Below are 16,246 nucleotides of genomic sequence, written 5' to 3' on the forward strand. Positions count from 1 at the left end.
TATCATTGCGGGTTCGATACCTGTGCGAAGATCCGCCTGGCCGTCATCCGTTGGAAAGGCCGCCAAGCGGTGCTCAGCCCTGGTCCCGCTGAGTATCGGGGCTTCGGTCCAGATTGGCGTGTTTGCTACAATGGTGGTTGGTACCCAAGAGTTGCTATTGGGGATCGGCCGAGGGGAAGACGGCGGATCTGGAGGCAATCAGACGTCTCATGGAACGAGCAGCGCAGTTGGTCATGCTCTCTGATGGGCTGCCAAGGCCTCGTAGGGGCGCCGTTCGGCGGTGCTCCCACTCATCTAGAGGCGCGAGCGATTGTTAGACCGACATTCTCTAGCGCATCCAAAATCCTATCAGCAGCCGACCGCGGATCGCGCTGCTTCTCTATGCTCACGTTACAGGCCAACGTAGCAGCGATGATCTCGTGCGCCATTTTGCGCTGGAGGCAATCGTATTCGGCATGCTCACCACAAGTATTGCAGGTGATCACTGGTCGGCCAGTCCAGGGATCGTGCATTGCGATCTCGCACCAGCTTTCTGTATGACATTTCGGGCAGAGCATGGATCGAGAGTTCCTTGAGGGCTGAGCTCGCGCACTACGTGGTCGTCACTTGAAACGACTACTTGGTAGCCATTGCTGCAGTAAGGCACGTGGATTGTGTGTGGCCTCGATACTCTGGAGGACGCCATTGTCGGGACGCGTAGTGAGAGCGCGGTCATTGAGGGTGCTGGCTCTATGTCGAACGATACGGGACGGCCGCGGCATTTCGTGCCGCCGGCCCGCCCAAAGATCTCACGAGCAAGGGCGCTCCGATAGGCCCGCCTGCTGTGCAAAAAGCTTTCCGGATAATTCGCCTTACTGGCGGAAAGTACATCGGAGTTCGGTTCGGCTGAACGAAGTTGAGAACGCACGATCGCCTTAGTCATAAAGGTGTGCTGCCCTTGGTTGCGGCACTTGCTGGCGTCGTGCCGCATTGAATCGTCGTCCTTTGGAGCGGCGCGGTGCTTGGCGCATTCACAAGAGCGATGCCCTGTTCTTCTTTGCAAGACGACGGACGACACCATGTTCGTCGTCCGTCACGCCGCGCTCTCAAATTGCCGATAGCCGCAGCGGCTCGACGACAGATCGCCACTTCGGACCACTTGATCAACCCATTCTCTAGGTCTGCGAACTCTTGCTCGGTGAAACGAGCAGTCTCGCTAATACGGCGGAGGACCTCCTCAGAGATCACGACGGCGACTTCGCGAGAGGTGACCTCTTCCGGCCGGTTGCTGAACGCACGCACGAGGTGTGCAAGCTCCTGCTCGCTAAACTCACGAATTTGATGGGCGCGGCGAAGAATCTCCTGCGCGATGGCTACTGTCGCACTGCGAGAGCTCGCCTCTTGCCACCACTTGCTGAAGCCGTTGGCGAGCATCGCCAGTCCTCCACCCGTAAAATGAGAAAGCCTGTCGGTACGGCAGGCCCGAACAAGAAGCTCGCGGGCGATTGCAGTCGCAGCTTCGCGCAGCGGAACCGCTGTTGGCCATTTACTGAAGCCGTCCAAGAGAATAGCCAGTCCCTGCGGCGTAAATTCAGAGAGCCGATCCGCGCGGCGGGCACGGCAAACGACCTCCTGGGCGATCGCTGCCGTGGCATCGCGAAGAGACGCCTGTTGTGGCCACTTGCTGAACCCGTTTACGAGGTTCGCCAGTCCCTGTTCAGTAATGCAGGAGACTCCGTCGACGCCGCGACTGCGGGCGAGCACTTCATCGGCAATTGCAATTGTGGCTAGGCGGCAAGTCGTGTCCTTCCGCCATTTGCTGAAGCCGTTTACCAGCATGCCGAGTTCCTGGTAGCGAAAGCAAGAGAGGCGCTTGGCATGGCGAGTGTGACAGATGACCACATCCGCGATGGCAACGGTAGCGGTTAGACAGGCAACCTCCTTCGTCCACTTGCTGAAGCCGTTGACCAAACTCGCCAGATCATGGTGAGCGAAGTCACCGAGCTGATCGACGGAAAGCGCGCGGCGAACGAGTTCACCCGCGATCTTGACTGTGACTTGCCGAGCCGCGAACTCGCCCGGCCACCTGCTGAATCCGTTTACGAAGTTCGCCAGACGCTGCGGACTGAAATCGGTGACATGATCGGAGCGGCGGAGAAGCTCGTTGCTGATAGCGATCGCTGCTTTGCGACAACTCGACTCTTCCGGCCACTTGCTGAAGACATTGACCAGACTCGCCAACTGTTGTTGCGTGAAATCTGAGAGTCGATCGCTTCGGCGCAGAAGCTCATCTGCGATCGTGACAACGGCCGCGTGAAAGCATTCGTCTCCCCGCCATTTTCCAAAGCCGTTCACGAGCGTTGCGAGATGCTGTTGAGTGAACGCGGAGAGACGATCGTCGGAGCGCATCCGGCAAAGTATCTCAGTCGCGATCTTGACCGCGGCTTCACGAAGCGCCGGTTGATCCGGCCACTTGCTAAACCCGTTTACCAGCAATGATAAGTCTAGGCTCGTCAGGTCCTGGAGGGTCTCGCGCTTATCGCGACAAACTTCAGCAATTCTGATCGTGGCATCCCGGCATTCGGAAGATGCAGGGTGGCGACCAAATGAGCATGCGAAAAGCGAAAGGGATCCGAAGCCGACTTGTTCTATTAGTGTGTGATCAAGACGCGAGAGCCGAGCCGCCAAAGCTTTGCAAAGTTCAGTCCCTGCCTGACCTCCAGACTGGCGGCTTAGCTCATTACATATCGTGGCGTATCCCGATGCTTGCTTGAGGCGGATGTCTTCTTCAAATCGTGGAACAAATGCGATTTTGAAGGCAATCCCGGACTTTCGCAGGAAGCGTGCTCGATTTGATCTCGTGAGCTGCTTGGAATGCTCTAGTAGTGAACTTGAGAATGCTCGTACGTCGTGACAGCGGCAAGCATCCCCGACTGTTGCGAGAAGCTCATCGAGTGTGGCCGTCGCTCGATTCGGTGGTTTTGAGTGTACAGCGTGAACGCGCTGCTCCAACAGGAGCCGGTCAAACGAGGCTGCTTGTCCAAGGCGTGTCATCTGCCGACCCCTCCCTCGCCGGGATCTCAACGACGGCATAAGTTGGGTATGGCCTCCAACTTCCATTCCACTCTGAGCGGCAAGGCGCTGATCTCCGGACGGCGACCTCCGACGTGAGCAATATCTCAAATCGGGCAATCGCCAGGCGACGATGCTGTTCCGATCTTAGAAACCGGTTCTGCTGCACTCCCGGTTTCATCTCGAGATCTTGCAACGATTCGCCGAGGCCGCCTCACCGAGGCGTTTGGGGCCACCGCGGGCGTTCTCAAATCTGAGCTCCAAATCACACATTCCCAATTTTGTCGCCCGGAAGCTGTTGTACGGCCAGTTGCGGTCGCCAGCTGCATGAAGACCTTACAATCTGACGCTACGTCCGATTCAAGCCCTTATGTCGAGAGTAGCGCATTTAACGCGGGGACCTGACGCGAATCCCATTGTCATTTTGCGTTGGCTTGGTGTTTCCAAGCGGGCGTTCTCAACCGAGAAGACCGTGGTGAAGCTTACTCCTTGGGTTTATTGCGAGTGGCTTGTCGCATCTCAGACATTGACAGAGCGGGCGGTAGATGGAGGCGAATGAGCTGTGCTTTGGTGAAAGCCGGCCTACGGGATCTTACGTAGGTCATGTGTCGCATTTTCTTGATCTAAATATTGCATCGTCTTTTGCATGAAGCAGAAGAAGCCATTCTCCGACGCCAAACATTGGCGAGGCCGTGCGGAAGCGACGCGAGTAAAAGCGGAGTCGCTCGAGGACGACACATCCAAATGCAGGCTCCTCAAGGTCGCTGAGGAATATGATAAGCTGGCCCGCCTCGCGGAGGGGCAGCAAAGAAATGGGGTTGACGGGCAGTTCTGATCGCCGCCGGAGCGAACGGTTGCATCGAAGGCCAATGCGTTGTGATCGCGGCGCGGAAGCCTCTCCGTTGGAACGGCTCTAGGGCTGAACTGCGAAACGCCCTCCTACGGCAACGCCAATGAGCGAGGCTGTTCAAAAGTGCGGCCCGCGCGGCCGGACCTCTGGCCGTGAATCAATGGTGAATCAGGGTGGTCGGCCACATAGATGACGCATTGACGGTGTCTCAGGCGGCAAGCCGGCTAACCTGGACATGAGAAGGAATGAGATGAAAGCCCATCGTCAGATCGTCGCAAGAGCGAAATTGCAAGCCTCTCGCTCGACGAACTGGCGAAGCATCGGCGTCGCTTTTGCATGATCTGCTGAAGCCGGCGACGTGTCTTTAGGTGACAAACTAACGGATCGCCGGATCATGCCAATTGGCTTCCGCCGCCATTTTGGCTGTGAAGCGTTTTAGTCGAATTCCGGCATCTTGCACCAATATCGTTAGCTCAACGCATAACGTTGCGGACTTGTTAAGGCGGAGAGGCGAGCAGAACCCCCTGCTGGCATGGCTTGCGTAGCCAAACCATCGGAGATGTCTGCGGATCGTCTGCATCAGGCAAGTTCGCAACAAGTCACGCACGACGAGAAAATACACCACAACAGAACTCTTCGGTGGACGATTCCGGACAGAACCGATGTTCTTCATCCAGGTAAGTTGAGTGCAGATGATCAGGAGTATTTGGGGCTGCCCATGCCGGGTAGCAGCCGCTCGATGTATGAGTCGGACAACACGTGTGGTGCGGAGTCAACTCTGTCGGTCGAAACAAGGAGAACGTGTGAGGAAGGAAATTGTAGAAAGACTAGAGGCGGGGCGCGTACGCGATGGCCGATTCGCCACCGCTCCGGGATCTGGTCCTTCCGGTCTCTTCTACGTGCAGGGGCCTTGTGGCTGTCAACTCAAGATCATCGGCTTCGTCCGTCCAGGATGGGAGCATGTCTCTGTGTCGACGCCACGGCGTTCTCCAAACTGGGACGAAATGTGCCTTGTCAAAGATCTGTTTTGGGATCAGGAGGAATGCGTGATGCAGCTGCATCCTCCTCGTTCGCAGTATGTGAACAATAGTCGCTATTGCCTGCATCTCTGGAGGCCGACACGTCAGGTCATTCCGATGCCTTCGGCAGCTTTCGTGGGCATCGTCGGGCTCGGGCCGTCTGAAGCGGCAATTCTGTTTGGGCAGATGAGTGCCGGGGCATAACCGATCCCGCCGCGTCGCTGTTAAGTCGAGCGGCGGCAAAGTACTCTGCTGTTCCCGCAGATCATCTTCGAGAGTGCAGATGGATTTACGCACCGCAGCCATGGGCGACGAGCACACCGTCGATGGAGCCTAGGTGAGTTAATGGTGCACGGGCCCGCCAAGAGGGTGCGGGCCACCACTCTGCGCCCAAGAGCCCAGCTCGCTGCGCTTCTGAATCTGGCGAGAGGCGCTCGCAGAGGCGGCTCGTCCGGACCACCATTTATTGTGCGGAATGTGACGTGCATGACCACCAGCGAGGAAATGGCAGGGTGACCACTAAAGCAGATCCGCCGCTCCGTTATACATGTGGCGCGGCCAAACCACTTTTGTGTCAGGAAACGGTCCTATGGAGCGCAACCATCGCTCGCATTGGCTAGTTGCCCGAATGAGACGCGTTGGGGAATGTTGTTGCGCGTGCCGCGATGCTGCGAGGAAATCCTGCATGAGCGGCGGCTATTAGCGTGATATGAGCGCCATCCCGGCGCAACTCGGCGATAATTCTCGTTTAATCCCGGGCATGAGTGCTGCTTTGCGGAGCTACGTACGACGGTATTGTCTGTATGATCGAGCGAAACTCTTGGGGGATGCTGTGGAAGGCGAAGGCAATAGCGGCCACGACAGCGCGCCGGTCCGCCGCGACTGGGAACGTGCCGAGGCGGAAGGGGTTTACGCGCTGCCATTTGCTGACCTCCTATTTCAGGCCCACACCGTTCATCGCGGCAATTTCGACCCAAATCACGTCGAAACCGCAAGCCTGCTCAGCATCAAGACCGGCGGTTGTCCTGAAGATTGCGCCTACTGTGCACAGAGCGTGCATTACGACACTGGCCTGAAGGCAACTCGCTTGATGGATCGCGTTGATGTGGTCGCCGCCGCGCAGGGCGCCAAGGCCGCCGGCGCGACTCGCTTCTGCATGGCCGCGGCCTGGCGCACTCCAAAGGACCGCGACCTCGATCGGGTCTGCGACATGATTGCTGCCATTAAACGTGTTGGCATGGAGACGTGCGCAACGCTCGGCATGCTCACGCCAGGGCAAGCCGCACGGCTCGCCGACGCCGGCCTCGACTTCTACAATCACAACGTGGACACTTCGCCGGAGTTCTACCGCAGCATCATCACGACCCGGACCTTGCAGGATCGCATCGACACTCTTACACGCGTGCGCGAGGTGGGCATCAAAGTCTGCTGCGGCGGCATTATTGGTATGGGTGAGCACGTCGAGGACCGTCTCGGCATGCTGGTATTGCTCGCCAATCTTCGCAACCATCCGGAAAGCATACCGATCAACGTCTGGAACGAGGTGAATGGCGTGCCGGTGAAGGTCACGGCGGAGCGTCCCGATCCGATTGCCCTGGTGCGCCTGGTGGCGACCGCGCGGATCATGATGCCCAAGAGCGTCGTACGGTTGGCCGCAGGGCGCCAGTACATGACTGATGAACTCCAGGCGCTATGCTTCTTGGCGGGTGCGAATTCCATCTTTGTCGGCGATGTGTTGCTTACTACCAAAAACCCGCAACTTGACCGTGACGCAAGTTTGTTCGCCCGGCTCGGCATTACGTCTGGACTCGCTCAGGTTATCAGAACAATAGAGGTGCTGCGCGCAAGCGATCAGCGTAGGTGAGAAATGCAGCTTGTCTTGATGAAGGGAACGATTCATTGCGCCTCCGTAACTGAATCCGACCTGCATTATGAAGGTTCCATCTCGGTTGATCGCGCGCTTCTGGACGCGGCCGGTATCCTGATCAACGAACGCGTCGAACTCTACAATCTCGAGACGGGATCACGCTTTGCAACGTTTGTGACAGAAGCGCCACAAGGATCCGACACTGTAGACGTGAACGGTGCGGCGGCGCGATTGGCGATGCCCGGAGATAAGATAAGTATCGTCGCATACGCGTCATTTGACGAGGAGGATGCAAGAATCTTCAGACCGCGCATTGTGCTGGTTGATCGAGAAAATCGCATCCTGCCGGTTTGATCCAACAAGCCAAACCCGGAAGGCCCCGTTCTTCGGCGCCAGTTAGAGTTTTGCGCATCCACCGTTGCTCAGCGAGTGAAGAATGAGTTGCACCGTTGCCGCTAAAGTCGCCAGCTATGTGGCAGGCTTGGATGCGCTTAAACAAGACGACCGCCTGCGCAGTCTCAGGCCGCGCACCGGGACCGACTTTTCATCAAACGATTATCTGGCCCTGGCGAGCGCACCGCGCATGAAAAAGGCCCTCGTGACTGCGCTCGAAGCCGGTACTCCGATCGGAGCCGGCGGATCACGGCTTCTGCGCGGCAACTGCGACGAGCACGAATGCCTCGAAGCAGAAGCGGCGCGGTTCTTCGGCGCGCAGACCGCGCTCTTCTTCGGTGGTGGTTATGTCGCAAATTTTGCGGTGCTGACAACGCTGCCGCAACGGGACGACCTGCTCATCCTTGATGCCCTGGTTCACGCCAGTATTCACGAAGGAGCGCGAGCTGGCCGAGCCGCGTTTCGAATCAATGCTCATAACGACCCGCAGGCTGTCGAAAGCGAAATTTGCGACTGGCGGACCGCGGGTGGAGCCGGGCAGGTCTGGATCGTGGTCGAGAGCCTCTACAGCATGGACGGCGATTTCGCACCGCTTCAAGACCTGCTCGCGATCGCGGACCGGCACGATGCGTTCTTGGTTGTGGACGAGGCTCATGCCAGCGGCGTTTACGGCGAGCAGGGACGAGGGCTCACTGCTCCCTATGCAGGACGCGAAAATCTCCTCGTTGTCCATACCTGCGGCAAGGCGCTGGGAGCTGCCGGCGCGCTTGTCACCGCCTCTGGCGTGCTGCGCGACTTCATAATCAATCGCAGTCGCCCATTTATTTTCGCGACTGCCCCTTCGCCGTTAATGGCGGTGGCGGTACGGGAGGCTCTGTTGATCCTGCAAGAGGAGCCGGAGCGCCAACAGCGGCTGGCGAAGCTTGTCGCGTTTACGCATCGGGAGATGGGTGTGCGAGGCGAGAGAAGTCCTTCGAACTCGCAGATCCTGCCCTATATCGTTGGCGAGAATGCCCGCGCCATGAGGCTGGCCTCCGCGCTGCAGGCACGCGGATTTGACATACGAGGAATCAGACCGCCAACGGTGCCGGCCGGCACAGCCCGTTTACGAATTTCACTGACGCTCAACGTCGGAGAGGATGAGGTGCGTGCGATGCTCGATGCGCTTGCTGAGGAGACGAGGGACAGGTTTCGATGAGTCAGCGGATCGTGGTGGCCGGCACAGATACAGGGATCGGCAAAACTGTCTTTTCGGCAGGCCTTGCGCAGCTCCTCGGCGCGAATTATTGGAAACCAATTCAGGCCGGTCTTGAAGATGAGACCGATAGCCAGCTGGCCGCTCGACTAGGCGGTCTCTCGGCCGATCGGATCGTTCCGGAGCGTTACTGCCTTAGAACGCCCGCTTCCCCGCATCATTCCGCTGAAATAGACGGAGTTCGCATCGATCCCGACTCGCTGGTTGTGCCGGATACCGGGGAGCGACCGCTCGTCATCGAAGGCGCCGGCGGGCTGATGGTGCCACTGAGTTCTAGCGTACTCTACATCGACGTCTTCGAGCGGTGGCGCCTTCCAGTCGTGCTTTGCGCCCGCACGCTACTCGGGACCATCAATCACTCCCTGCTATCGATAGAAGCCTTGCGAAAGCGCCAAATCGACATTCTTGGGATCGCATTCATCGGGGAAAGAAATCCTGAAACTGAGAGCGCAATTTGTGACATCACCCGGGTACGTTGGTTAGGGCGGCTGCCCTGGATTTCTCCTCTGACGGCAGACAGCCTCCAGGTTGCCTTCAAAGGCTCGTTTATTTCCGGCGATTTCAATCCATGATGCCAGACACGCGGTGGCCAATTTGGCATCCATTCACGCAGCATGCTCTTCACAACGAGATGACCAAGGTTGTGCGCGGCGAGGGTGCATATCTCTACACCGCCGATGATCACCGAATCATAGATGCAATCTCATCTTGGTGGGTCGTCACTCACGGCCATTGCCATCCGCAGATCGTCAGCGCGATTCAGGAGCAGGCCGGCAAGCTGAACCAAATCATTTTCGCCGGCTACACCCACGATCCGGCCGAGCAGGTCGCTCAGCTCCTTTTAAAACTCACGCCCCGAGGCTTGGACCATGTGTTTTACTCAGACAGTGGCTCAGCCAGCGTGGAGGTCGCCTTGAAGATGGCACTCGGCTATTGGCACAATATAGGCGAACAGCGAACACGCATCATTGTGATGCAGCACTCCTATCATGGCGACACGTTCGGCGCGATGTCCGTTGGTGCCCGCGGTATCTTCAACGCGGCGTACGGTCCCCTTCTGTTCGACGTAACCTCAATCCCGTTCCCTGCCAGCGGTCGTGAGCAGGCGACGTTTGATGCACTCGAGTCAGCATGTCGGAACGAAAATCCCGCAGCCTTTATTGTCGAGCCTCTGGTGCTAGGGGCGGGCGGAATGCTGATGTACCCAGCTTGGGTGCTAAGAGAGATGAAGCGGATCTGCGAGGCGTGGAATGTCCTGTTCATTGCCGATGAGGTCATGACGGGCTGGGGCCGCACCGGAACAATCTTCGCCTGTGATCAGGCCGATGTTGTACCAGATATCGCGTGCTATTCGAAGGGTCTCACGGGAGGGGCGCTGCCGCTCGCCGTGACACTTTGCCGGGCAGAGATTTTCGATGCTCATTATTCAAAAGACCGTACGCGCACATTCTTTCACTCGAGTTCGTATACGGCAAATCCGCTGGCCTGTGCCGCCGCCAAGGCTAACCTGGATCTATGGAAAGACCAGGAAACTCACCGACGCATCGCTGCGGTCGCAAACATGCAAGAGCAGGCAATTGAAGTCTTCCGCGCCGATCCGCGCTTTGCAAACGTTCGTCGCAGCGGCACCATCACAGCACTTGATCTGAATGCGAGAGAGACCGGCTATCTCGCAGGAGTCGGCCCGAAGCTTCACGCCTTCTTTAAAGGCCGCAATCTCTTGCTGCGCCCACTCGGGAATGCGATTTATGTGATGCCGCCCTATTGTGTAACAGCGGGCGACCTGGACGAAATATATGCAGGCATCCGTGACGCTGCCGATGCGCTAGCCTGAATACGCGCGCGGCATTGCAAAATCAGGGATTCCGCGGTGCCGTCGGCTTTTCGAACGACTTGAGAGAGTCTTGCCTTAGACTGCCTACGAAATGGACGATTGTTGCCTCGCATCTGCTGGAGTCTGCGGCAGCCGTGCGAGTGCTGGTGCATCTTTCCATTTCCCTCGCCTGGATCCGGGTTCGTTTGCGGAATGCGCCTGCACTCCGCCGAAGCTGCGCCTTTAAGCGCCGCAAGCCCATCAGCAGCGGAACGAAATGGACATGCCGCCTTAAGGGTAACACGGACTTTGACACGTAAATCGGAGCCTCATGAACACATCCGCTGTCGCCGCCTAGGTCGTTTCCAGGCCGCCGTTTGTCCCGCAGCGTGCTTGGATGGTGAGCCCAGAAACTCCATGCAGAAGAAGATCTTGAAAGATCTTGTTTACTGAGCGCTCAATCATCGGAAATGTGTTACTTTCCAACTTCTCAGTGGAATGCGCCTTTTCGTCCGCCGTAGTGATAGATACCTTTAGGTCTTCAGGCAAAGGCCATTGGGCAAAAGGTTAATAAGGCGCGGTCGTGCGCCGCATGGTCGTGTATCCAAATCTTCCGATCGAGATCGTCACCGAGAGCCGGCTCCGCAAATTTGAACAGGTCGGTAAGTGGAGTTTCTGCCTGACAGCGGGCACGCTGGTGCCTGCGAATCAGGAGCGACGATGAGCAGACGAGCACGCCGGAACCACACACCGGCTTTCAAGGCGAAGGTGGCGCTTGCCGCCGTCAAGGGCGACCGGACGATAGCTCAGCTGGCGGAGCAGTTTGACGTCCATCCCAATCAGATCACGGCGTGGAAGGCTCAGCTGGAGGGCGGAGCATCGGGAGTTTTTGGACTTGGCAGCGCTGCGCCGGCCGTGCCTGCGATCGACGTGAAGTCGCTGCACGCCAAGATCGGGGAGCTGACGTTTTTAGAAGGAGCGCTCACCAAGGCGGGATTGCTGAGCGCAAAGCGATGATCGACCGTGAGCACGATCTGTCGATCACCAGGCAGGCGGAAGTTTTGCAGATCAGCCGCGGCAGCGTTTATTACCTGCCGCGGCCGGTGCTGGACGCCGATCTCGCGATCATGCGGCGTCTCGACCGGCTGCATCTGGAGTTTCCCTTTGCCGGTTCGCGCATGCTGAGAGGCCTGCTGGCTGCCGAGGGGTGCAAGATCGGCCGTCGGCATGTGAAGACGCTGATGCGGCGGATGGGGATAGAGGCGCTTTATCGCCGTCCGCGCACAACGAAGCCGGAGCCCGGCCACAAGATCCATCCATACCTGCTGCGCGGCATGGAGATCACGCGACCGAACCAGGTCTGGGCGATGGACATCACCTACATCCCGATGGCGCGCGGCTTCGTCTATCTCGCCGTGGTGCTGGACTGGGCAACCCGTCGTGTTCTGTCGTGGCGGCTGTCGATCACGATGGAAGCAGCCTTCTGCGTCGAGACGCTGGAAGATGCCTTGGCTCGTCACGGCAAGCCGGACATCTTCAACACCGATCAGGGCTCGCAGTTCACCGGACAGGCTTTTACCGGCGTGCTCGCCGACAATGGCATCGCGATCAGCATGGACGGCAAGGGCGCATGGCGGGACAACGTGTTTGTCGAACGGCTCTGGCGCAGCGTCAAATACGAGGAGATCTATCTGCGAGCCTACGAAACCGTCGGCGAGGCACGACATTCGATTGGCCGGTATCTCGATTTTTACAACGGACGACGTCCGCATTCGAGTCTTGACGACATAACCCCGGATCAAGCCTACTTCAACCTTCCGCCGCTCCGCGCGGCGGCCTAACCCCGGCAGAGGCTCCACTTATCGACGCGGAGAGTCTGTTCAGACAAACGGGACCAGCTCAAAACTCCGAGAGACCGTGAGAGGCCGAGAGGTTCGCGACGAGTAATTGCACCCCGCCATCTCGCCGAATAAGAACGACTTGTTGGTTGCCGAGGCGCTTTTCCTTCGGGCAGCTGCGGCGCGAGACGGAGATTTGAACGACTGGGACGTCTCGGGCAGTACGGCACCCGAAGGACCATCTCGCCAACTGATTGGATTAGGTTCGATCCCCAGATCTGGGTCGAAATCCCCCCGGCTAGACGACTGGTACAACGAAGCTACCTCAAGACGCTCGATCTTACTTGGATGAACGGCAATGGGCTGAGTTCAACGCTTGGATGGGGTTGCTCGTACGCCGATCACCGGCTCGACCGGCTCACACCGTCGCCGCCGGATCTGGGTTCGAATGGTATTCCGGCGACGTCAAAAGCCGACGCCATCGCAACACTGCCGTACTCAAAGAATAGATACAGCTAGTTCATTGCAGGCTTGGCTTGCGGGAGACCTGAGCGTGGTGGCATTCCAAGGACCAACTGAGACAGATATGGAACGCCGCGAACGATCGCGCGGATCGTTAGGGCTATCGCAACAATGGCGGCCCCGAGCACACCTGCGATGACCAACCGGGTCGTGAGATCCCAAAATTCTCCGAACTGTATGAAATCCATGAGACGGAACACGGTACCCTGGACGAGGTAGAGCAGCAGCGTCGTCTGGCCCAACTCCACAGCGATAAACCGGGCGATTCGATTTGAATGGCCAAAGCTCCAGCATTGCAGCAGGAGTTCGATAGCGATTGCTGAGGCAGCTGCAGCGCCAACAAACATCAGAAGCACGTCTTTGGCCGACCGGAAATCGTGAAAGACTGCAAGATTATTATAGACATAAGTGTCCTTGCCCCAAGCTAGAAAGGATATGCAAGTCACTATCGAGAGAAAGAAAATCAGGAGCGGCTTGTGATTTCGCGATGTGCTCGTCCATCGTTCTCTCGAATGGGCCAGCAAGAACCCCAGGCAGAAGAACGGGTAAGTGAATCTGATTAGGGGGGATATGGAGAACGTCAGAGGCGTGAGTGCGACCAGTATAGCTGAGCCAGATACGGCCCAGGATGGGTGGCTGAGCCTGGTAAAAATCTTGATGAGAAGGTAGGAAAAAAACGTGGCCCAGATGAACCAGTATGTGCCAGCCAGATCGTCGACAAATTCCAAAACTCCGCTCGTTAGGTTGGTCGCGCGCCACAATGCCGTTAACTTAGCTGTCTCCATTAAAGCCCACCAAAACAGCATCGGCAGCAAAAGCTGCTTCGCACGGTCGCTGGCGGCTCGAACGAACGACTTTTGCAGCAGCGATCCAACAGACAGATATCCGCTTATCGCCATGAACAGTGGCATGTGAAACATATAGATCGATTTGTAATAGGGCGAATACCAAAACCCGTCGTCTCGATAGATGACGTACTGGATCAGGTGCCCAACGATCACCAGGAGAATGAGCGCACCTTTCGCGAAATCTAAGCTTAGATCTCGATCGTTTGCCTTTGTCGCGCGCGAGCTCGGGGCGTTCGTTCCAGTCACGCGTAGCAATCTCTCAAACATCTTGATATCTGTTGTTGACGAGCCGGCGGCCCGTTGTTCGCTTCTTCTGCCTCATTTTTGATCCAAACGAAAGGTGATGGCGGGAGTTTTTGGGAGGGGAATAAGCCCAGCTTGTTAGGGCTGGAAGAATGAGCTGTGGGCCGAGCGTCTCGGTTTGGCTCCGGGAACTTTGCGGCAGAGAGTAGATATCGAAGTTGAGATGCAGGCGTAGCAGAACGGGCAGGCATACTAGTTGCAGACGCGGTTTTGGGAGGAAGACTGTCGCCCTCAGTCTTCCACTCAGCCCGACGCATCTCAGACCCGGCAGATGCGTCGGGCTTCTTCGGTTGGCCCAGAATAATCGGCGTTTGGTCCGTCACCTTCTTGACGCCGAGGTGCTTACGCCAATAGGGGCGTTTGATAACTGAACTCGGGCACGCCAAGATGGTACGGCGGCGCGCTACGCGCGAACGCGGATAGCGGTGCTCATCAGTTCTGGAGCAAAAGCGAGGACCAACGCTTCCTGATTGAGATGCGCGTTCGGTTTTGTGTAACTCACGCCGTGAACCGCCGGCGCTATGACGACTTTCGGCGCAAAGCCGCCGCCGGAGTGATTGCTGCTGCACCGATACTGTAAACGGCTCGGGCTGGATTGCTGCTGCGCAATGTCTACGGCGCTCACAAAGTCTGCGCCCGTGCGATGGGCACGGGCTCATCAAGACCGGGCGTGCAATGGCCTGCGCGAGTGGAGTGCATGTCTTGCTGAAGCTCGTTGATTGGAAGTACATCCGGCCAAGGCGCTAGTTAGATCGTACTTGGTCGGATGGCCAATTGGGTTCAAGTGAGCGATCTTCAGAGAGCGCAAGGTTCCGCGCCAACGAGGTCACATTTGGCGGACCTCATTCTGAAAACTGAGATAAGCAGCTCAATCAGAGTCGCTCGCCACTGCGAGGTTCTATTGCAAAGCGGCCGCTCGCACTCACGTGTTGTGAAACAAGGAGGGCAACCAACGTTCTTCGCGCATCAGCCGACTCAGCGGAACACAGACAACGTTAGCGTTCACGCGTCACCTCCGTGATCATGACTTCAAAACTCCTGGGCGTTTCGGCAGGAAGCGAGGACTAGCGCCAGTGACCTGTGCACCGATGCTGTGCTAGCAACAGTTTCTCTCGTGTGCTAAAACTAGCTTGCTCGGGCTAAATTCAACATTTCGCACAATGACTCCTCGAATATATCCAGGCCTTGTCCCAGCGTTTCTTGGTCGATCGTAAGTGCAGGTAAGAACTTCACAACCTGATCTGTCGCTCCGCATCGCTCGACAATCAGTCCCTTCTCAAACGCTCTATGTGACGTCGCCTCTGCAAGCTCGGTCGTTTTGCAATCGAAGCCACATACCATGCCCCGCCCCCGAACAACGAACTTGTTTCCGTGCTGGTGCGCGATAGCATCGAGTCGACGCCGCATAAATGCGCCCAAGCGTCGGACCTCTTGCGAGAACGTCTGGTTGTGCCAATACAGATTCAAAGCCGCTTTGGCAGAAACGAGTGCAAGGTTGTTTCCTCGGAACGTTCCCGTGTGCTCGCCTGGTTCCCATGCGTCGATCGCTTCTTTGATCAAGAGCATCGACAGTGGCAAACCGTATCCACTCAGCGATTTCGACATTACAACAATGTCTGGCGACAACCCGGCGAACTCGAAACTGAAGAACTCGCCTGTACGACCACAGCCCATTTGGATATCGTCAACTACGAAAATAGCTCCGACGTCTTTTGCCAAAGCCTGAACTGACTGCAACCATTCCTTTCCCGCGACGTTAATGCCTCCCTCTCCCTGCACGGTTTCGACGAGAATGGCGGCTGGAAGATCAATGCCACTGCTCTCGTCCATTAACACCTTTCGCAGGTAATCCGCCGGACTGCCAGCGGAGCCGAGATACCCATCATAGGGCATGAAAGTTGTGCCGAATAAGGCAATGCTGCTGGCTTTGCGGTAAAAGCGGTTACCGCTTGCAGCTATGGCTCCCAAGCTTTGACCGTGATATCCATTCGTGAAAGAAATGACATTGTGTCGTCCTGTGATCTTTCGCGAGAGCTTTAGAGCTGCTTCAACAGCGTTAGCTCCTGTAGGCCCCGTAAATTGAAAGCGGTAAGGAAGATTCCGTTCGCGAAGGATGATGGAGCTAAAGGTCTCCATGAATTCGGCTTTTGCTGGCGTGGCCATGTCCAAGCCATGGACGACCCCGTCCGAGTCTAGATACTCGCTAATAGCCGCTTTGATTTCCTGATTGTTGTGGCCGTAGTTTAGCGCTCCAGCGCCGGACAGAAAGTCGATGACCTTTCGGCCACCCTCTGTGAACATGATAGAACCGCGCGCCCTGCTGAAGACGGCAGGAAAGGAACGTGAGTACGTGCGCACATTCGACTCGAGAGTTTCGACTGTCTTCATTTTGCGCGACGCGTGTACTCCAACCATGTCGTCATCTCCTCGATAACATAATCAAGCGCGCGGCCAACATCGTACAAGAGAGGCAAAGCGAGCCGCGCT

10 protein-coding genes and 1 pseudogene are annotated in these 16,246 nt (G+C 57.3%); 7 read left to right on the top strand and 4 right to left on the bottom strand.

Going from position 1 to position 16,246, the window contains the following annotated elements; genetic code table 11:
- Positions 1–918: 918 nt before the first annotated feature.
- Positions 919–2,388, bottom strand: a complete 1,470-nt coding sequence (locus tag AC0L27_RS33435) for a hypothetical protein (protein ID WP_473321912.1) — start codon at positions 2,386–2,388, stop codon at positions 919–921.
- Positions 2,389–4,644: 2,256 nt separating this feature from the next.
- Between AC0L27_RS33435 and AC0L27_RS33440 the strand changes: the two genes are divergently transcribed.
- From AC0L27_RS33440 to AC0L27_RS33470, 7 genes and pseudogenes are all read left to right on the top strand, one after another.
- On the top strand, positions 4,645–5,124 hold the full coding sequence (locus AC0L27_RS33440) for a DUF7694 domain-containing protein (RefSeq protein ID WP_473321915.1): 480 nt from the start codon (positions 4,645–4,647) through the stop codon (positions 5,122–5,124).
- Between the two features lie 616 nt (positions 5,125–5,740).
- A complete protein-coding gene (gene bioB / locus AC0L27_RS33445; protein WP_473321919.1) occupies positions 5,741–6,784 on the top strand; it encodes a biotin synthase BioB in 1,044 nt (347 codons plus the stop codon).
- 3 nt (positions 6,785–6,787) lie between these two features.
- Positions 6,788–7,141: an aspartate 1-decarboxylase gene (panD, locus tag AC0L27_RS33450; protein WP_473321923.1), complete on the top strand. Its 354-nt coding sequence runs from the start codon at positions 6,788–6,790 to the stop codon at positions 7,139–7,141.
- Between the two features lie 82 nt (positions 7,142–7,223).
- Positions 7,224–8,378 carry an 8-amino-7-oxononanoate synthase gene (locus AC0L27_RS33455; RefSeq protein WP_473321925.1) on the top strand — a complete coding sequence of 385 codons (1,155 nt, stop codon included), beginning with the start codon at positions 7,224–7,226 and terminating at the stop codon, positions 8,376–8,378.
- The gene (bioD, locus tag AC0L27_RS33460; RefSeq protein ID WP_473321927.1) at positions 8,375–9,007 is read left to right on the top strand and encodes a dethiobiotin synthase; all 633 of its coding nucleotides are present in this window, start codon (positions 8,375–8,377) and stop codon (positions 9,005–9,007) included. The genes AC0L27_RS33455 and bioD overlap by 4 nt, the downstream gene beginning before the upstream one ends.
- The gene (locus AC0L27_RS33465) at positions 9,007–10,269 is read left to right on the top strand and encodes an adenosylmethionine--8-amino-7-oxononanoate transaminase (protein ID WP_473321982.1); all 1,263 of its coding nucleotides are present in this window, start codon (positions 9,007–9,009) and stop codon (positions 10,267–10,269) included. Before bioD ends, AC0L27_RS33465 begins: the two co-directional genes overlap by 1 nt.
- 699 nt (positions 10,270–10,968) lie before the next feature.
- Positions 10,969–12,089, top strand: a pseudogene (locus AC0L27_RS33470) (IS3 family transposase).
- A gap of 512 nt (positions 12,090–12,601) precedes the next feature.
- Here AC0L27_RS33470 and nolL read toward each other — a convergent pair.
- From nolL to ectB, 3 genes are all read right to left on the bottom strand, one after another.
- A complete protein-coding gene (gene nolL / locus AC0L27_RS33475) occupies positions 12,602–13,723 on the bottom strand; it encodes a nodulation factor fucose acetyltransferase NolL (RefSeq protein WP_473321931.1) in 1,122 nt (373 codons plus the stop codon).
- Between the two features lie 439 nt (positions 13,724–14,162).
- Positions 14,163–14,384, bottom strand: a complete 222-nt coding sequence (locus tag AC0L27_RS33480; protein WP_473321933.1) for a hypothetical protein — start codon at positions 14,382–14,384, stop codon at positions 14,163–14,165.
- Positions 14,385–14,884: 500 nt separating this feature from the next.
- A complete protein-coding gene (gene ectB / locus AC0L27_RS33485; protein WP_473321984.1) occupies positions 14,885–16,147 on the bottom strand; it encodes a diaminobutyrate--2-oxoglutarate transaminase in 1,263 nt (420 codons plus the stop codon).
- Positions 16,148–16,246 lie beyond the last annotated feature (99 nt).

This window comes from Bradyrhizobium sp. Ken51, from assembly GCF_055807435.1.